General features: G+C 49.6%; 19 protein-coding genes. 1 reads left to right on the top strand and 18 read right to left on the bottom strand.

The features are described from left to right. Positions 1-46: 46 nt before the first annotated feature. The 18 genes from OMQ46_RS04265 to OMQ46_RS04180 form a co-directional block, all read right to left on the bottom strand. Positions 47-970 carry a response regulator transcription factor gene (locus OMQ46_RS04265; RefSeq protein WP_266235552.1) on the bottom strand — a complete coding sequence of 308 codons (924 nt, stop codon included), beginning with the start codon at positions 968-970 and terminating at the stop codon, positions 47-49. Beyond that, entirely contained in the window at positions 960-4,361 is a 3,402-nt protein-coding gene (locus tag OMQ46_RS04260; protein ID WP_266235553.1) for an ATP-binding protein, read from the bottom strand. The genes OMQ46_RS04265 and OMQ46_RS04260 overlap by 11 nt, the downstream gene beginning before the upstream one ends. 166 nt (positions 4,362-4,527) lie before the next feature. Next, positions 4,528-5,094, bottom strand: a complete 567-nt coding sequence (locus tag OMQ46_RS04255) for a HupE/UreJ family protein (protein WP_266235555.1) — start codon at positions 5,092-5,094, stop codon at positions 4,528-4,530. Between the two features lie 23 nt (positions 5,095-5,117). Next, positions 5,118-5,726 carry an urease accessory protein UreG gene (gene ureG, locus OMQ46_RS04250; RefSeq protein WP_266235557.1) on the bottom strand — a complete coding sequence of 203 codons (609 nt, stop codon included), beginning with the start codon at positions 5,724-5,726 and terminating at the stop codon, positions 5,118-5,120. 22 nt (positions 5,727-5,748) lie between these two features. Beyond that, positions 5,749-6,432 carry an urease accessory protein UreF gene (locus tag OMQ46_RS04245; RefSeq protein ID WP_266235559.1) on the bottom strand — a complete coding sequence of 228 codons (684 nt, stop codon included), beginning with the start codon at positions 6,430-6,432 and terminating at the stop codon, positions 5,749-5,751. Then, positions 6,432-6,887, bottom strand: a complete 456-nt coding sequence (gene ureE, locus OMQ46_RS04240; RefSeq protein ID WP_266235561.1) for an urease accessory protein UreE — start codon at positions 6,885-6,887, stop codon at positions 6,432-6,434. Before ureE ends, OMQ46_RS04245 begins: the two co-directional genes overlap by 1 nt. Before the next feature lie 10 nt (positions 6,888-6,897). Beyond that, positions 6,898-8,619: an urease subunit alpha gene (ureC, locus tag OMQ46_RS04235; protein WP_266235563.1), complete on the bottom strand. Its 1,722-nt coding sequence runs from the start codon at positions 8,617-8,619 to the stop codon at positions 6,898-6,900. Continuing rightward, positions 8,616-8,924 (bottom strand): urease subunit beta, encoded by a 309-nt coding sequence (locus tag OMQ46_RS04230; RefSeq protein ID WP_266235934.1) that lies wholly within the window; start codon positions 8,922-8,924, stop codon positions 8,616-8,618. The genes ureC and OMQ46_RS04230 overlap by 4 nt, the downstream gene beginning before the upstream one ends. A 10-nt stretch (positions 8,925-8,934) precedes the next feature. After that, positions 8,935-9,237 carry an urease subunit gamma gene (ureA, locus tag OMQ46_RS04225; RefSeq protein WP_266235565.1) on the bottom strand — a complete coding sequence of 101 codons (303 nt, stop codon included), beginning with the start codon at positions 9,235-9,237 and terminating at the stop codon, positions 8,935-8,937. Between the two features lie 27 nt (positions 9,238-9,264). Then, the gene (locus OMQ46_RS04220) at positions 9,265-10,086 is read right to left on the bottom strand and encodes an urease accessory protein UreD (protein WP_266235567.1); all 822 of its coding nucleotides are present in this window, start codon (positions 10,084-10,086) and stop codon (positions 9,265-9,267) included. A 107-nt stretch (positions 10,087-10,193) separates the two neighbouring features. Then, positions 10,194-10,883 carry an urea ABC transporter ATP-binding subunit UrtE gene (urtE, locus tag OMQ46_RS04215; RefSeq protein ID WP_266235568.1) on the bottom strand — a complete coding sequence of 230 codons (690 nt, stop codon included), beginning with the start codon at positions 10,881-10,883 and terminating at the stop codon, positions 10,194-10,196. A 19-nt stretch (positions 10,884-10,902) separates the two neighbouring features. After that, positions 10,903-11,649 (bottom strand): urea ABC transporter ATP-binding protein UrtD, encoded by a 747-nt coding sequence (gene urtD, locus OMQ46_RS04210; protein ID WP_266235570.1) that lies wholly within the window; start codon positions 11,647-11,649, stop codon positions 10,903-10,905. Continuing rightward, positions 11,646-12,788: an urea ABC transporter permease subunit UrtC gene (gene urtC / locus OMQ46_RS04205; RefSeq protein WP_266235870.1), complete on the bottom strand. Its 1,143-nt coding sequence runs from the start codon at positions 12,786-12,788 to the stop codon at positions 11,646-11,648. Before urtC ends, urtD begins: the two co-directional genes overlap by 4 nt. A 26-nt stretch (positions 12,789-12,814) precedes the next feature. Next, positions 12,815-13,738, bottom strand: a complete 924-nt coding sequence (gene urtB / locus OMQ46_RS04200) for an urea ABC transporter permease subunit UrtB (protein ID WP_266235573.1) — start codon at positions 13,736-13,738, stop codon at positions 12,815-12,817. Between the two features lie 98 nt (positions 13,739-13,836). After that, positions 13,837-15,075, bottom strand: coding sequence for an urea ABC transporter substrate-binding protein (gene urtA, locus OMQ46_RS04195; protein WP_266235575.1), 1,239 nt, complete (start codon positions 15,073-15,075; stop codon positions 13,837-13,839). A gap of 34 nt (positions 15,076-15,109) precedes the next feature. Then, positions 15,110-15,454, bottom strand: a complete 345-nt coding sequence (locus OMQ46_RS04190) for an FmdB family zinc ribbon protein (RefSeq protein ID WP_266235576.1) — start codon at positions 15,452-15,454, stop codon at positions 15,110-15,112. A gap of 11 nt (positions 15,455-15,465) precedes the next feature. Beyond that, the gene (fmdA, locus tag OMQ46_RS04185) at positions 15,466-16,689 is read right to left on the bottom strand and encodes a formamidase (RefSeq protein ID WP_266235578.1); all 1,224 of its coding nucleotides are present in this window, start codon (positions 16,687-16,689) and stop codon (positions 15,466-15,468) included. 41 nt (positions 16,690-16,730) lie between these two features. Continuing rightward, the gene (locus OMQ46_RS04180; RefSeq protein WP_266235579.1) at positions 16,731-17,867 is read right to left on the bottom strand and encodes a porin; all 1,137 of its coding nucleotides are present in this window, start codon (positions 17,865-17,867) and stop codon (positions 16,731-16,733) included. 169 nt (positions 17,868-18,036) lie between these two features. Here OMQ46_RS04180 and OMQ46_RS04175 point away from each other — a divergent pair, with 169 nt between their 5' ends. Further along, positions 18,037-18,606: a hypothetical protein gene (locus OMQ46_RS04175; RefSeq protein ID WP_266235581.1), complete on the top strand. Its 570-nt coding sequence runs from the start codon at positions 18,037-18,039 to the stop codon at positions 18,604-18,606. Positions 18,607-18,713: the final 107 nt, after the last annotated feature.

Below are 18,713 nucleotides of genomic sequence, written 5' to 3'. Positions count from 1 at the left end.
GCCGACTTTGCGTCGGCTTTTTTGTGTCTGTGTGCTTGAGACAGCTCTATGCTGGCACGCTCTGAAGCTTGTTAATGGCTATGGATGCTGCCGCTGTGCGGGTTTCAACGCCAAGCTTGATATATACATGCTCCAGGTGCTTATTGACTGTTCTCGGGCTACTCCCCAGGATCTGGGCAATTGTTTTATCTGTTTTGCCCATGATGACCCAGTGCAACACTTCTGATTCACGTTTGGTTAGATTAAACGTGGCTCTCAACTTCTCTATTTGTGCTTTTTCTGACTCTTCCTGAAGCAGGATGAGCCACTGCTCATCACTCTGGATATCAGCAGCAGTTAATACCAGCTTACTGGCATTTTTTTCAATGACCAGTGAACTGCGTTGTTTGGGCTGTTTCTGTTCCAGCTCTGCTATCCACTCGGAGAATTTAGAGCCATCATACGAATGCCCCTCAGGAAAGTAATCCTGCATCAGTTTTTTGGCTAACGCGGTTTGCCAGATAATACGGTCCGTGCCGGGCAACAATGCCAAGGCTGCCTGACCAAATGCATCAAACGCCCCCTGTGTGTGACTCATGAGGCGAGACGTTTTCATGTGGGTGTTCAACCGTGCAATCACTTCAACCGGAATCAGCGGTTTGGTCACGTAGTCGATTCCGCCCGCATTAAACCCGGCCACAACATGCTCAGGCTCAGTGAGGCCGGTCATGAAAATAACGGGAATGCCCCGGGTTTCCGGTTCCGCTTTAAGCGCTTTACAGACTTCAAAGCCATCCATGTCAGGCATGACAGCATCCAGAAGCACAACATCCGGCTTTGCCTCGTTGCAGATTTTCAAAGCGGACGGGCCATTGTTCGCAACAAGAACAGAAAAGCCGGATTCAATCAGGGCGTCATGCAATAAAGCCAGGGTATCTGGAAAGTCGTCTACGACCAGTACCAAGCCGCTGGCGTTTTGTTCATCTTTCATTTGAGTACTTCTCCAGAAACTGTTTGATGCCATCCAAATCAAATGACGCCAGCATCGGGCTCATTGTCTCAACAAAGTCCCGGCAATGGGGTGATGTCCGTATCACCGCTTCCAGACACTGATTGATGGCTGTAATGTTACCCATTTCCAGTAACTTCATGAGCTTGTTGATTGTCTCCTGAGGTGGCGGGATAACTGTCTTTGCCAGCTTTTTATTATCGTCGCTTTTATGAATCCATTGAATAGCGAGCGCGCGTTCCAGCCAATTGATTAACTCAAACAGGTTAATCGGCTTGGGCATGAAGTCGTCGGCGGTAATCCCCGATGAGTTTTCAAGCCCCCTGTCAAAGGCATTGGCCGACACAATGCAGATTTTGACCGTGGCGAAATGAACATTTCTGATAATGTGCGCGGTTTCCCAGCCATCCATCTCCGGCATCGCCAGATCCAGGAAAATGACATCCGGCTTTAATGTCTGGTACAGCGTTATACACTCCATCCCAGAGGCGGCCTCAATCACATTAAAGCCTAATGGCACCAACAGGTTACTGAGCAGTTCTCTATCGACGGGGTCGTTATCAACGACCATGATTTTTTTGCGTTCCCCTTCATAAGCGACGGGCATTCTATTGGGGATAGTATGTTCCGGCTGAATACTGCGAATCGTCGGCAGAAACAGCCTGATATCAAATTCACTCCCCTCGCCCAGCTCACTCTTGAGTTCAATAACCCCACCCATTAACTCGGTCAGCAGCTTGGCAATGGTCAACCCCAGGCCCGTGCCACCAATTCCCGTCGCGGTGTTGCCTCGGGCAAAGGGTTCAAAAATTCGTGCCTGTTCTGAAGCGGATATCCCGGGGCCTGTATCTTTCACCTTGATATTCAGAAACTCCCGGGCATAGTTAAAATACAGTGATACCTCGCCTTGATGCGTGTATTTCACGGCGTTGCCGATGATATTGGTCAGAATTTGAGTCAACCTTTTATGGTCTGCCTTAACCACGGCAGGCAAGTCTTCATACCCGGTGTAGTTGAATTGCAGGCCTTTATTTCGGGCCTGGATTTCAAACATGCTGACGATTTGCTGAATGTAATCCGGCAACCGCAGTGATTTCAGATCAAATTCAAGCTTGCCGTTTTCTATCCGGGCGATGTCGAGCGTGCCCTCTATCAACGACAGTAAATGTTCCCCACTTCGCAAAATGACCTTGGTGGCATGACGGTTTTTGTCATTCTCCTGGTCACTGTTGTTGAGTAACTGAGCATAGCCAAGAATACTGTTTAAGGGTGAACGGAGCTCATGACTAATCCCGGTGATGTAACGACTCTTGGCCTGGTTCGCGTCCTCGGCGACTTTTCTGGCATGTTGCAGTTCGGCGTCGGTTTCTTTGTGCAACAGGATCTCTCGCTGCAGCAATGCATTCTGGTGATTGGACTCCTGGTAGGCCGCATTTCTTGATTGTGAGGCCAGCACGATCCACCACACGATCACGGCACTCACCAGCACCAAGGCAAAAAATGCCTTGGTGAAGCCAATCATGATCTGGGGCATGATTTGCGCGGCATATTCTGTCACTGTCAGCGAAATATGGGTGTATAAAAGCCCGAATATCGCTGCCAGCAAAATAACCGTGGCTGACAACAACAGCAGATAATGTCCCAACCCACTGTGTACACTGCTCGACCATTTATTGGGAAGCAGTTTATTCACCAGTGTCTGCCATTGCGAACTCAGCGTGGCGTGGGGCTTACAGGCATCATTACAGCGTGCATCCAGACTACAGCACAGAGAACAAATGGGCCCTTGGTAGGCTGGACAATGCGCCACATCATCAGTCTCATAGTCACGGCCACAAATACTGCAGGTTTCTTTACCGGTTGTTTGATGAAACTGGTAAGGCTGACGGGCCAGATAAAAACGTCCTTTGGTTAAATACGCCAGAACCGGCGAGACAATCAGCGCCACGATAATCGCGATGAAGGATGAAAAAGCCTGGGCCTCCAGCCCGAATGCGCCAAGGAATGCGGTCACGGACAGTATCGAGGCAATGATCATGGCCCCGACCCCGACCGGGTTGATATCGAACAGATAGGCTCTGCGGAATTCCACCCCTTTGGGGCTGAGACCCAAAGGCTTATTGATGACCAGATCGGCGACGACAGCAGTGATCCAGGAAATCGCAATATTCGAATACAAGCCTAAGATTTGTTCCAGCGCCTGAAACACGTCCAGCAACATCAGCATCGTGGCAATCAGCACGTTGAATATCAGCCAGACCACACGGCCAGGGTGACGATGTGTCAGCCGGGCAAAAAAGTTTGACCAGGCCAGCGAGCCGGCATAGGCGTTGGTAATGTTGATTTTTATTTGTGACAGCACGACAAAAAACACCGTGACTGCCAGCACGACATCGGCGTTATCAATCAGCTCACCGAAGGCCACCATATACATGTAGGTGGGATTCACTGCTTGTTCGAAAGACAAGCCGGCTGTGACAGCGAGATAGGCCAGAAAAGTACCGATAAACATCTTGACCATGCCCATACTGATCCAGCCGGGACCGGCAGCAACCACGCCGGCATACCATTTCAATCGGTTTGATTTGGTTTTTTCAGGCATGAAACGCAGGAAGTCGACCTGCTCGCCCACCTGGGGAATTAGGGCCATGCCAATCGCCACCGCAGAGCCGAACATATAAATGTTGAAATCTCTGTCGTAACCGGACTCACCGGCAAAATTAACCAGGCCGCTCAGTGCATCAGGGTGCTTAAACAGGATGAATCCAATGGGGATAAAGGTCATTGCCAACCACACCGGCTGAGTGACCATCTGAATTCGGCTGATAAACGTCACGCCGTGTGTGACCATCGGGATAATTGCCAGGGCGGATATCAAATAACAGACATAAATTGGCAATGGAAAATAGAGGCTGATGGCGTACGCCATAATGACGGCCTCTAAAGCAAATAAAATGAAGGTAAAGGTCGCGTATATGAAGGAAGATATTGTCGAACCGATATAACCGAAACCCGCACCACGCGTCAGCAAATCCATATCTAATCCATACTTCGCCGCGTAGTGACTGATGGGCAGGCTGGTCAGGAAGATGATCAAAGTGACGGTCAATATTGCCCAGAAGGCATTATTGAAACCGTAATTGATGGCGATAGTGCCACCGATTGCTTCGAGAACGAGGAAGGATATCGCCCCCAGAGCCGTATTTGAAACACGGAATATAGACCACTTACGAAACGAATGGGGCGTGAAACGCAGCGCATAATCTTCAAGCGTTTCATTGGCCACCCAGGTATTGTAATCACGCCGGATTTTTACAATACGTTGTGGTGCATCGGGCTCTGGATGTATTGATTTGGCCTGGTTTATGTTCAATGCTGCTGTCCTGACAAAGGTTTAATGCTTGTCCGGGTCTCAAACATTAGATTGCTCAACGGGCATCATAGCGGATACCCATTGATGAGTTATCTACGTAATTTTACGTAGTTACCTTGCCGACGCTTCGGATGAGACGCGACAGGGCGTAAGCAGCATTGCTTTGTTAACTGAGCAGGAACAGTGCGCCAGTAAACGTTAAACAAGAAACGATAATGTTTCTGAAGTAAGCACCAACCCGACCCTGGCGCTTACCAAAGTATACACCCATAACAATAAGCAGTGAGGATGACAGCAGCATACCGGCGATCACTGCGAGTGCATTGTCTGCAAGCACTAATTCATTGCCATGCGCCATGCCATGGAACAGGGCAAACAGGCTGGTTAATCCATATTTCACCATGTTGTTGACGTCACTGGCGAGCATAAGAACGACGGCCATCGTGAATAAACTTGCCAGTATTCCCCACTCGACAAAAACGGCACTCTGGAGACCGGCGCCAAACAGCAGTCCAATCAACATAAAGCCGATGAAGATAGACGGTAGTTGCCACATTTGTCTGGATGTTCGGGCAGCCCAAAAACCCACCGCCAATATCACTAATAAATGATCAATCCCTGTCAAAGGATGCAGATAGCCACTCATAAAAGTGCTCGTGTCATGTCCCGGATGGGCCATTGAAGTGAGTGGGACCAATAGAAAAAATAATGCTGTTAAATAAGCGCGTTTCATCCGAACCTCCTGTTAGTGTTGTATTAATTGAGCATCAAGCCCTGCTTTTCGATAAAAGCAATAATCTCGTCAAGCCCTTCTTCATCCTTCAGATTGGTAAAATAGAAGGGTCGGTCAGCGCGCATCTTTTTGGCGTCCCGGTCCATCACCTCCAACGACGCGCCAACCAGGGGTGCCAGGTCAGTCTTGTTAATGATAAGTAAGTCAGACTTGGTAATCCCCGGCCCCCCTTTTCTCGGAATTTTCTCACCGGCAGAGACGTCAATCACATACAAGGTCAAGTCCGAGAGTTCCGGGCTGAAAGTCGCTGCCAGATTGTCGCCGCCACTTTCTATGAAAACGATATCCAGGGGATCAAACCGCTTACTGAGCTGTGCCACGGCTTCCAGGTTCATGGAGGCATCCTCTCGTATCGCTGTGTGGGGACAGCCCCCCGTTTCGACACCAATAATCCGATCAGCCGAGAGCGCTTCATTCCGGGTAAGAAATTCAGCATCTTCACGCGTATAGATATCATTCGTGACCACGGCGATGTTATAGACATCGCGTAGACGTCGGCACAAAGCCAGTGTTAATGCCGTTTTACCTGAACCGACAGGACCGCCTATACCAACTCTTAAAGGTTCTTTCATGGTTGTTCTCTTAATCATTGCATCAGGATCTAAAAAGCCGTGTGTACTGCGTTTCGTGACGACAACTGGCGATCGTCAATGCCGGAGAAAAGTTTGATATGTCATCCTCGTCAAGACACAGGGATGACTCAACAGTAGACGGTATCAACAGAGACACCTCTCCCAGCATTCGCTGGCCTGCAACCTGCCCTAGCGGAATCGTTTTCATCGCCACACTGACCTGGTTCTCCAGCCATGACCATAAATAGGCATGCAGACAGTCTTTCACGGGAATTTCCCAACTCACAGCAACGGCAGCATAAAGTGTTGGAAAAGCCGGTTCGCTGATGCGCTCAGCGATGGCTAATCTTTCTTCGGATAGCGTAGACAACGCTTTTTGCAGTGTGAGTAGAGAATACCCCATTTGCCTTGATTCCAGCAGCGTCTCTGCTGTATCACGCCCGGCTGTGTATCTTGCATCCCAATGATGAATTTGCGCTTCGTTCACTGCCTGCCAGGCTTCATAAAGACGCTTGATGACGGGCAAATCAAACACACCCAGATAATTATTCATTACCTCGGCCATCCAGTTTTGTGCCTGCTCCGGCGAAGCAACGTCACCGGACTCAATGGCCCACTCCAGACCCTGAGAGTAGCTATATGCCCCTATTGGCAGTGTTGGACTGGCTAATTGCAGTAAACGGGAAAAAGCAAATCTATTCTCCATCAGTGATCATGCCCGTGATGATGTCCACCACCATAGGCACCCGCCTCAGGCTCAAAGGGGGCATCTAAATCTTCAACCTCGATATCGCCCAATCCCAGTAACATGTCTTTGAGCACGGCATCCTGCTCGAAGATCAACCAGCTCGCTTCTATCTGCAGAGGTACATGACGATTACCGAGATGGTAAGCAGCCCTCGTTAATGCCTGAGCGGTTTTTGCAGTCACTCTACTGACTGCCTGATCCGCCGCAATCACCGTAATTTTTCGTCCGTCACTGGCTACCAGTATGTCTCCACCGCGTAATATTGATCCCCTGGGCATGAAAATCGCCGCCTCTTCCCCATTGCTCAACGCCACTCTGATCCGGCTTTTCTTCCTGGCGTCATAACTCAGTGCCACACTGAGATCGGTCATCGTTTCATGGTGATGAGATAATTTCTCACTAATTTCCAGCATGATTAACTACCTAAAATAAAAAATAGCGTTGGGCCATAGGCAGGACTTCAGCAGGCTCACACATCAAGAGCTCACCATCGGCCAGCACCTGATAGGTCTCTGGGTCAACCTCAATCCGCGGTGTTGCGTCATTCAGTACCATATCCTTTTTTGTCACATTCCGGCAGTTTTTGACGGCGACCAGCATCTTGTTCAGCTCCAGCATTCGCAGCTCGGGGTTTCGCATTGCAGCCTGAGAAACAAAAGTTAATGAATTATTTGTAACTGATTTACCGAAGCTGCCGAACATGGGACGGTAGTGAACAGGCTGCGGGGTCGGAATTGAGGCATTGGGATCCCCCATGGTAGCGGAGACGATGGTGCCGCCCTTCAGAATCAGTGTGGGTTTAACGCCAAAAAATGCCGGTCGCCAGAGTACCAGGTCAGCGAACTTACCAGACTGAATGGAACCAACAATCTGTGAGATACCATGCGTTATCGCCGGGTTGATCGTGTATTTTGCGATGTACCTTCTGACACGGAAGTTATCGCTCTCGCCCTGACCTCGACTTTTATCCTCTTCCAGGGGCCCTCGTTGCACCTTCATTTTGTGGGCCGTCTGCCAGGTGCGCATGATGACCTCACCCACACGTCCCATTGCTTGCGAATCAGAGGACATCATTGAAAATGCCCCGGTGTCATGCAGAATATCCTCGGCAGCGATGGTTTCACGACGAATACGGGATTCGGCAAAGGCGACATCTTCGGCTATTGACGAATCCAGGTGGTGACACACCATCAGCATGTCGAGGTGTTCATCCAGCGTATTCACTGTGAATGGCCGGGTAGGATTGGTAGAGGATGGCAGCACGTTGGGCGAACTGATGGCTTTGATGATATCCGGCGCATGGCCGCCACCGGCACCTTCGGTATGGAAAGTATGTATGGTCCTGCCCTTGAAAGCGTCCAGCGTGGTCTCGACAAAGCCTGACTCATTCAATGTATCCGTATGGATTGCCACTTGAATATCCATGGCCTCGGCAACACTCAGACAGTTATCGATAGCCGCTGGGGTTGTGCCCCAGTCTTCATGCAGCTTGAGCCCGATAGCTCCGGCGCTGACCTGCTCTTCCGCCGCCTCCGGTAGTGACACATTCCCTTTACCGAAGAACCCCAGGTTCATCGGAAAGGCCTCTGCCGCCTCCAGCATTCTGTGAATATGCCAGGGGCCCGGCGTGCAGGTCGTGGCAAAGGTGCCCGTAGCAGGCCCTGTGCCACCACCAAGCATCGTCGTGATGCCGGAAGTCAGTGCCTCTTCGATTTGTTGTGGACAGATCCAATGAATATGACTATCAATGCCCCCCGCCGTGAGTATCATCCCCTCTCCGGCAATGATTTCCGTCCCTGCCCCGATCGGGATTGTAACCCCAGGCTGAATATCCGGGTTCCCCGCTTTACCCACACTACTGATATAACCATCTTTAATGCCGACATCCGCCTTAATCACACCTGTAATGGCATCAATAATGAGCGCGTTGGTAATGACAGTATCAGCCACATCGATCGAAGTCAGTTGAGATTGGCCCATACCATCACGGATGACTTTACCGCCCCCGAACTTCACTTCTTCACCATAGCTAGTGAAGTCCTGTTCCACTTCCACCCATAGCTCGGTGTCTGCAAGCCTGACCTTATCGCCTGTTGTCGGACCAAACATTTCAGCATAGGCCTGACGATCTATTTTGACACTCATTTCAAGGACCCCATGATTTTGCCGGCAAAGCCATACACAATTCGGTTTCCGGACAGACTGACTAACTCTACGGTTCGCATCTGGCCGGGCTCGAATCGGACCGCTGTGCCCGCTGTAATATTGAGTCGAAAGCCATAAGCCTTGTCTCGGTCAAAGCTCAGCGCCTCATTCACTTCATAGAAGTGATAATGCGAGCCAACCTGAACCGGCCTGTCACCAACATTAGCGACATCGACCTGTCGTGTCTCACGGTCGGTATTGAGTTCGATATCGCCTTCTGCACAATGTATTTCACCGGGAATCATCATAGTTTCCTCAAACAATTGGGTGGTGAACAGTGATGAGCTTGGTCCCATCGGGAAAGGTCGCCTCGACCTGGATCTCCGGGATCATTTCCGGGATGCCTTCCATCACCTCATCACGGGTCAGTAAGGTTGCCCCATATCCCATCAGCTCACTGACACTTCGCCCTTCTCTGGCACCTTCCATGATCGCAGCTGAAATAAAGGCGACAGCCTCCGGATAGTTCAGCTTGAGTCCCTTATGCAAGCGTCTTTCAGCCAGGAGTGCCGCCGTGAAAATGAGTAACTTGTCTTTTTCTCTGGGAGTTAATTCCATATTTCTTCAACCTCAGTGATGATGAAGTCACGTTGCCCATATTCTGGGACGAACGGCATTTTTTGCGGCATACCAGGGACGCAAACAGGACCAGATTGCCTCGAAGTACTGCCTGGCTTCCTGGGCACAGTCCCCTATATATCGAGCGGTAAAAATGTCCGGCAAGGCTGATACCCCATATAACGCCTCGGAACTCAATGCGACCTCGCGACAAGCCTTGATCAAGTCCTGGGGTAGCTCACTCGCCGCCAAAATCATATTGCCGAAAACAAGCCTGTCACGCAGGCCCGACACGGATGAAAGTACGGGGCTATCAGGCCTCAGAACCACACTGTCGTACCAGATAAGCTTTTCATCCCGGAAAACCTCGGTACATTGCTTCAGGCGACCGTTTTGCCAGGATTCACCACTGGCTTTCCGGCCCAGACAGGTGATTTCCCACGTCGAAAAAATGGCATTACCACTCAGCGCTACTGTGGTTGAAATATCAGCATCAGCACCATCGAATACAATATTTTCCTGGGGTAACCATTCCAGGACTGTTTCTTGACCTTGCTGAATATGAATGGATTGTTTGGCTCGTCTTCCCAGCGATTTGTACCACTTGGTCGCTCCCGGGGTTGTGAGTAAAACCTGTGACTCGTCATTGAGCTGAAAGCTGATATCAAGACTGTCCCCTCCAGCTACACCGCCGGGAGGATGGACAATTAATCCGTGAGCCGTGTCCTGTCCTTCCGGATAGAGCACTTTTTGAAAAACCAACGGCCCCTGGTGCTGTCGTTTTATCAAACGCGTAAACGGAGAGCGATAGGCAAACTCCAGCTTCAGCGATGCGTTCCAGCCATTCATGTAGGAAAGTGCAGTCTTTTTGTCCCTGGCACAGTTCAAAGTTAGTCTCACCAATACCGTTGTGGTTTAACAGACCAGTCTGCCGTCCCTGGCAGTCCAGTGATTGACTAGACAGTCAGGTACTGCTTTATCTTATCTGCATCGACATTATCCCGGTGGTCTTCATGAATAAGCTTGCCTTTGTCGATGACCATAATCCGATCGGCTATCTCCATGGTGAAACTGAGCACCTGCTCGGAAACGACGATAGTAATATCGCGCATTTGTCTGATTTCATTTAAAACTTTGGCAATATCCTTGATGATGGAGGGTTGTATACCTTCCGTGGGCTCGTCCAGCAGTAATACCTTCGGGTTGGTCACCAGGGCTCTGGCAATCGCCAGTTGCTGTTGTTGTCCGCCAGATAAATTACCCCCTTTTCTATGCCGCATTTCATGCAGGACGGGAAAAAGATCAAAAATATCTTCTGGAATGGTTTTCTGTTTGGATACGCCAAGCCCAGTCTCAATATTTTCCTTAACGGTCAGGTTGGGAAAGATCATCCGTCCTTGAGGCACATATGCCAGCCCACTGGCGACCCGTTGATAGCTTTCCGCTTGACTGACATCCTGCCCATCCACAATCACTTTGTCTGATTGGCTCGGTAAAATCCCCATCAGCGATTTGAACAGGGTGGTTTTCCCCATGCCATTTCGCCCCATGATCGCAACGGTCTCATTTTTCTGGGCGGTAAAACTCACGCCATGAACCACTTCACTCTGGCCATAGCTAACATGCAATTTTTCAACTTCAAACATGATTGAATCTCCAGTGATATTAGTGGCCGAGGTAAACTTCAATAACTTTTTCGTCGTTTTGAACTTTATCCATATCGCCTTCAGCAAGAATCTGTCCCTGGTGCAGCACCGTGACTTTGCGGGCAATCTTCTTCACGAATTCCATATCATGCTCGATGACAATAACGGAGCGGTTTTTACAGATCTGATTCAACAACTCGGCAGTTTCATCGCGCTCTTTGGCACTCATGCCGGCAACGGGCTCATCCAGCATCAGCAGCTCCGGGTCCTGCATCAGTAACATACCGATTTCAAGCCACTGTTTTTGTCCGTGACTTAATACCGCCGCCTCGGTCTCCAGTTCATCCAGTAACTGGATTTCCCCGGCGACTCGCAGCACGGTCTCCCTGACCGCTTCATTTGATTCGAAGAACAGGCTCCCAAAGACCGAGCGTCCCTCCGGGTAAGAAACCTCAAGATTTTCATAAACGGTCAGCGTTTCATAAATGGATGGGGTCTGGAATTTTCTGCCCACGCCTGTTCTGACAATTTCATGTTCTGCCTTTTTGGTCAGCTCCTGGCTTTTGAACTTAATGGTCCCCGAACTGGCTTTTGTCTTGCCGCATATCAGGTCGAGCAATGTGGTTTTACCCGCTCCATTTGGCCCAATGATGACGCGTAACTCATTCTTATCGATGTACATATTTAATGAGTCAACCGCCCTGAAACCATCAAAGGAGACGGTCAAATCTTCGATGGCCAACAAGAAGTCAGTTTCAGTACTCATTTGGCAGCTCCTTGTAATTTATTATTTGGCTTGTGGCTGTCACCCGCTTTTTTGCCTAAAGACATCAGCTTTCTGACAACCGGCAGGTTTTTGAAATACTTGTCATAGATACCAGCCAGGCCATTAGGGAAAAACAGCACGACAGCGATGAACAAACCGCCCATCAGGAAAAGCCAAAGTTCGGGGAAGGTCTCTGAAAAGGCGGTTTTACCGGCGTTGATAAGCAGCGTGCCGTAGACGACGCCGACCAGAGACATCCGGCCGCCGACAGCAGCAAAAATAACCATTTCAATCGACGGTACGATGCCCACAAAAGACGGTGACATGAAGCCAACCTGGAGCGTGAACATCGCGCCACCGATGGCAGANATAACGGCAGCGACACAGAAGATGAAGATNTTGAAGCTGGAAACNNCANAANCGGAGAAGCGAACACGATCTTCCTTGTCCTTCATAGCCAGCAATAGCCGACCGAACTTACTGGTCAGAATGAATTTGCTCAGACAGATCACGGCCAGGAGCAGGATCGCATTGATGAAATACAGTGTGTACTTGGCGGAATCGGTTCTGATATCCCAGCCGTTTAAGGTTTTCAAGTCGGTAATACCATTGATGCCACCGGTATAACCCTGCTGTCCCACAATCAAAATGGTCAGAATGAGTGCAATGACCTGTGTGATAATCGCGAAATAAACACCACCGACGCGGCGTTTAAACATGGAGTAACCAATCAGATAAGCAAACACCGCCGGCACGATAAAGATTGCCAGAATGGCGACCCACAAATGCTCAAACGGCACCCAGAACCAGGGCAGTTCGGTTAACTGATTCCAGTCCATAAAGTCAGGAATACCCGGGGTTGACTGTATCTTGGTACTTTCCGGATCGGAAGCCTCAAGTTTGAGGAACATGGCCATGGCATAGCCACCCAGACCAAAAAACACCCCCTGGCCCAGACTGAGAATACCGCCGTACCCCCACAGCAGGACCAAGCTCAATGCCGCAAAGGCATAAGTGAGATATTTACCTACCAGGTTGAGCCTGAAAAGATCCAGACTCAACGGCAGGACAATAAGAATCAAAATGGCGAGAATAGCGACGCTGATAGCCCCTTCACGCCCACCCAAAAATCTTTGCAAGAAAAAGTTCATCTTTATCCCCTTTATTACTTGCGAACTTTCGCTGAGAACAGGCCTTCAGGGCGAAGCATCAGAATGATGACAAGCGTCAACAGTGTCAGCACTTTGGCCATAGAGCCGCTGATGAAGAACTCAAGAATGGATTGCGCCTGGGCGATAGTAAATGCGGATGCGATAGTGCCAAAGAGACTGGCAGCGCCACCGAACACCACAACCATGAATGTGTCCACGATATAGAGAGAGCCTATCGTTGGACCGGTTGAAGCGATCGTCGTGAAAGCTGCGCCTGCGATCCCCGCAATGCCGCAACCCAGTGCAAAAGTGAGACGATCTGTTCTCTTTGTATTAATGCCTACAGCACCACTCATCATTCGGTTTTGTGTGGTAGCACGGACATTGAGGCCCCAGGAAGAGCGATACATCAGGATGAATACCCCCAGTGTCACCAGGGTTGTCAGTCCAAGTACAAACATGCCGTTGATAGGGATAAAAATGGTTTCTGTCGGTGTATAGGAGCCCATCAACCAGTCCGGTAAGGTTGGACTGACTTCGCGGGCACCAAACAGTGACCGGAACATTTGCTGCATGATAAGACTCAGGCCCCAGGTGGCAAGCAAGGTGTCCAAGGGTCGCTTGTACAAGTGTCTTATCAGCAGGAACTCAACAAAGTAACCGACGATGCCAGCCACGATGAAAGAGGCAAATATGGCGAATATGAAGTAGTAAGACATTAACTCCGGAAAGTATGTCTCTGTCATTTTGGAGAGCATATAGGTGGTATAAGCACCAATAGCCATGAACTCACCATGGGCCATATTGATGACACCCATCTGTCCAAAAATAATGGCCAGCCCCAGTGCCATTAGCAATAAAACACTAAATAGACTGATTCCGGCAAAACCTTGCATGGCGAGAATTGATGTCAATTCTTGTATTGAGTACTCACCCATAATTCTTACTCCAAGGGATTAGTCAATAAAATCAGGATTCAAGATAATTGTGAGAAGGAAGGCAGGCTGCCAGGCAGCCTGCCAACGCAGACAGATGTCTATTGATAACCTTCTGGGAATGGGTTGGGTTCAATCAGCTCAGGCGACTCATAAACCACTTCAGCCTGACCGTCTTTCTTCCATTTACCCACGCGGGTGTAACTCCACAGGTGATGATTAGGGTGAAGTCTGACGTAGCCTTCTGGCGCTGTATCCAGTGCAATTTCCCCTTTCTCGGAGACAGCCACTACTTTATCGACATCGAAACTACCGGCTTCCTCAACAGCCGCTTTCCAAAGCCATGGACCAAGGTAAGCAGCCTGAGTCACGTCACCAATCACACTATCGGCACCATGCATCTCTTTGAAGGCTTTCACAAACGCTTCATTGTTGGGATTATCCAGGCTCTGGAAGTACTTCATGACTGAATAAAAGCCTTCCAGGTTTTCACCACCAATGCCCAATACTTCATCTTCCGTTACGGAAATGGTCAGCAGTGTTTGCTTATCCGCGGTGATACCGGCAGCGTTCAATTGTTTGAACCAGGCCACATTGGAACCACCCACAACGGCAGCGAAGATAACGTCAGGCTTTTTCAGGCGGATCTTGTTGATAACAGAGCCAAACTGAGTATCACCCAGTGGCTTGTATTCCTCACCAACCACTTTGCCACCCAATACATTTTCAATGTGCTTGCGGGCAATTTTCATGGAGGTGCGTGGCCAGATGTAATCTGAACCAATCAGATAAAACGTCTTGGCACCTTTCTCTTCAGCGACCCAGTCGAGACCTGCGAGGATCTGCTGTGTTGCTTCTTGACCGGTGTAAATCACGTTATGCGATTGTTCCAGGCCTTCATAGAATGTTGGGTAGTACAACAGGCCATTCTCTTGCTCGAAAACCGGCAGAGCAGCCTTGCGTGATGCTGATGTCCAGCAACCAAACACCGCGGCCACTTTGTCCTGAACCAGCAGCTTTCTGGATTTCTCCGCGAAAGTTGGCCAGTCACTGGCACCATCTTCCTGGATAATCTCAATCTGGCGACCTAGGATACCGCCACTCTCATTGATTTGTTTGATAGCGAGTTTTTCAGCTTCCTGTGCGCCTGTTTCACTGATGGCCATGGTCCCGGTCAGTGAGTGCAGGATACCGACTTTGACGGTGTCATCGGTCACGGCCAGACCTGTGGTATTCACTTCGTCAGCAACGACCGAGCTACTCATGACACCCGCAGCCATCATGGCACCCAACAGGGCACCTGTTTTGCCTAAAAAGGTTCTTCGGTTAAATATTTTCATCTTCTTTCTCCAGTTGAAAAAATCGAATTGATGCTCAATGCCCAAGCATCCAGGGTCTTGCTGTTTTCTTGGTTTGCATCTGTAGGCCGGGCTTCTCAGTTTGCTGCTTTGCAGAAGCCCTGGCTGTAGTGGAACAGGTATGCGTTCCACTACAGCCACAGCTTGAGCGCCTTGCATGCCGAGGAGCATGGGCCGATGCTTCGTTACGCTCCATGGCTGTTCTTGTGCCCCGGTCCATCAGAGCCAGGCGTGGTGCCGAGATAATTCGGTCAGCCATGGCGCCACAGGCGGGGCAAACAGCAGGAGCTGAGGATTGACTCATTTTTTGCATGGCAGAGAATGAACCACATGAGTCACAGCGATAGTCGTATAAAGGCATTTCATTAGCCCCTAAGAGGTTTTACTCATGTCGGTGCCGGGCGTGACAAACTCCACAGGACCGTCGGGGCTGGGCAGCATGTCGAACTCAAAGATTTCCGTCGGCAGCCACAGCGTGGCGCAGGCATTCGGAATATCGACGATACCGCTGATATGCCCTTCCACAGGCGCCGTACCGAGTATCGATAAGGCCTGTTCACCGGTGTAACCAAACTTCTTCATGTACTCAATGGCATTCAAACAGGCTTGTTTGTAGGCTACATTGACGTCCATGTAGTGTTGCTTACCCTGTTCATCGACAGAAATACCCTCGAATATCAGGTAGTTGCTGTATTTAGGCTCGACAACGCTTGGTTGGAATAACGGATTCTTGATGCCATATTTCTTCACGCCGCCTTTAATCAGATTGACTTTGATGTCCAGGTAACCGGCCATTTCAATCGCGCCACAAAATGTGATTTCACCATCACCTTGAGAGAAGTGAAGGTCACCCATTGAGAGCCCGCCGTCCTTAACATAGACAGGGAAGTAAATTCTTGAACCCTTGGTTAAGTTCTTGATATCGCAGTTACCACCATGCTCACGAGGCGGTACGGTTCTGGCGCCTTCTTTTGCCGCGGCAGCAGCTGCATCTCCTTTGAGCTTACCCATCACTGCAGCTTGCTCTGTGGGGGGGCATGCTAATGGCGGCACAGCATTCGGGTCAGTCGCAATTAACTCGCCCTCACGCTTATTCCATGTTTCCAGCATTTCCTTGGAGGGCAGGCAGCCAATCAATCCCGGATGCATGATGCCAGCGAAACGAACATTGGGAACGTGCCGTGAGGTGGTGTAAATGCCGTGGAAGTCCCAGATGGACTTACGTGCTTCCGGGTAGTGGTCGGTCAGAAAACCGCCGCCATTTTCACGTGCAAACAGCGCATTAAAACCCCATTGCTGATCTTCAAAGGTGCCGACATCCAGGATGTCTACCACCATCAAATCACCCGGTTCTGCGCCTTCGACACCAATTGGTCCACTCAAATAATGGACCTGCTCCAGTTCCACATCACGAATGTCGTCGGCACTATCATTGTTTCCAATTTGGCCGCCAGTCCAATCCATGCACTCGACACGAAACTCGTCCCCGGGTTTGACCATGGCGATCATCGGCAGGTCTGGATGCCATCGGTTGTGAATCTGACCATCCTGTTCCCATGGCTTTTTATCTAAATCTAACTTCACTAAGGTTTTCATCTATCGCTCCTGTGTTGAAGAAAAGCGTTTGATTTCAATAATTAAAATTGCAACTGAACCGACACATCGAAAATATCGGCGTCATCGTCACCTTCAATTTCAAGGTCTTTATAAACGGCCGTCACTGAGGCGTTGTAACCGTCAATGATGTAGTTCACACCGAAGTCTGTTCTTTCAATTTCGCTACCACTATCGCGATCGAAGCTTTGGTAACGGGCAAATGGCATGAACTGGCCCCAGCCCACTTTTTCATTGAAGATATAGCCGAGGCTGGCGTAGTAAGCCTCGCCCTGTTCGGTCAGGAAAACGTCGTCGGTGTCATAGTCGAAGTAAGCTGCCTCAAGAGACACTGCCCCCGCTGCCAGTTTTTTCTCGAGCAACAAGTCAACAGTCCATTGGGAATAATCACCGACTTCGGTTGTAGATGCTGACCCATCGCCCTTTTCACGGGCAGCGACACCAATGGTGAAGATGTCTTTTTTACCCAGGTAATTACCGGTGCCGTAGTAACCCGGCTCTTTATCCCAGAAGCTGTATTGCAGGCGACCCGCGTACATCAGGTCATCGTCTTGATCAGGATTGCTGGTGCTCTCAAGGCCACTGCCATCGGCACCGACAGAGAATCGAAACAGGTCTTTGCCTTCAAAGGCACCAAAAGAATAGGCCAGGCGTTGATCCAGCGCGGTACCGACAATAGCCACACCGTCATCACGACCAATCACACCACCATTCCAGCCGTAACGTGCAGTGATATCAGCCCAGTAGCCATCGCCTGATGTAAAGAATGGGCCTGCCATATTGGCGCGGCTGCTTGGAGACAGGAAACGACCTGCCCAGATTGAAAATTCAGGCGTCAGCTCAAAAATACCCACGGCATCAATAACCTGAAAGTTGTCATTACCGCCTGACTTTTCGGTATTGAGCATGCCTTTGATGTACTTGTTCAACGCACCGGCTAAATACAGCCGTCCATGATTCAAGGTAAAGTCATTTGAATCACTGCCGTCATTGGCGGCATCTTCCGTGCTGTTATAACTACCGATAAATCCAAAGCCGACGCTGACGTACTGATCTTCGCCGAAAGTGATTGTGCCTGCTGCCTGTGACGATAATGGCGCGGTCATGGCGACACTGCCTAATGCTACAGCGTAGGTAAGTGACTTGAAGTGTGTTTTCATCTGTTTGCCCCTGTGAGATGTCGAAAAAACAATTGCGTTTGGAAATTGCTTCAGGGGCAATGTTAGGTTCAGCAGCGCGATGCAGGAATACGTCAAACTGCGTAGAAAAAACTCAGCTTGCTTAATGTAATCTGTGATTAGTCAGGTTATTTAAGGGAGCGCATAGGGAATGAAATCATGTATTAAAATCAAGGCCTTGGAATCGATACCTCTGGTTATTATTTTTACACTTCTGTCAGCCTGTGGCGGCGAGTTCAGCTACAAAAGAGGCGCTGGCGTTGATGAATTAGAAGATCAAAAGTCGCTCTGTAAAAAGCAAAGCCTGACTGAAGAGGCCCTGGGTGAATGTTTAAGAGAAAATGGCTGGGTCGTGGTTGATTTAGATAACGATGCCCCCCTATTAGGCCATTCACTCAAGTCCAGAAAAATACTTAATCCGATATCCACCAGTTATAAAAAAGCCTCTAATGATCCATTTGCTGACAGTACAGAGGCAGCCCTTACAGATGAATCAACTGAGGTAACAGCAGAAGTTGAGCCTCAGAACCCCACAGACATGATCAAAGTTAATTCATGGTGGAAAGCCGGGGCAGGCGCCGATGAGCTCAAGCGAGATGGCGCTGATTGTCTGCAAACACTCTCAGAGCCTCACTCTGCAAATGAGAACTACAGCGAAGTCACGCTGGGCCTCGCCTATTGCATGCAGGATAAAGGGTGGCGTGTACTTTTGGCTCAGTGAATCATTTCGATGCTTTTCTACTGACATCCATGATCACCCTGTGTTGAGCTTGTTTGTCTACTGCCAGACAACGCTGATGAGCACATCCAGTATCAATTCCTATTTGA

This window comes from Methylophaga sp. OBS1, from assembly GCF_026319365.1.
The sequence above is the reverse complement of the archived record's forward strand: the minus strand, read 5'-3'. Positions and strand labels throughout refer to the sequence as shown.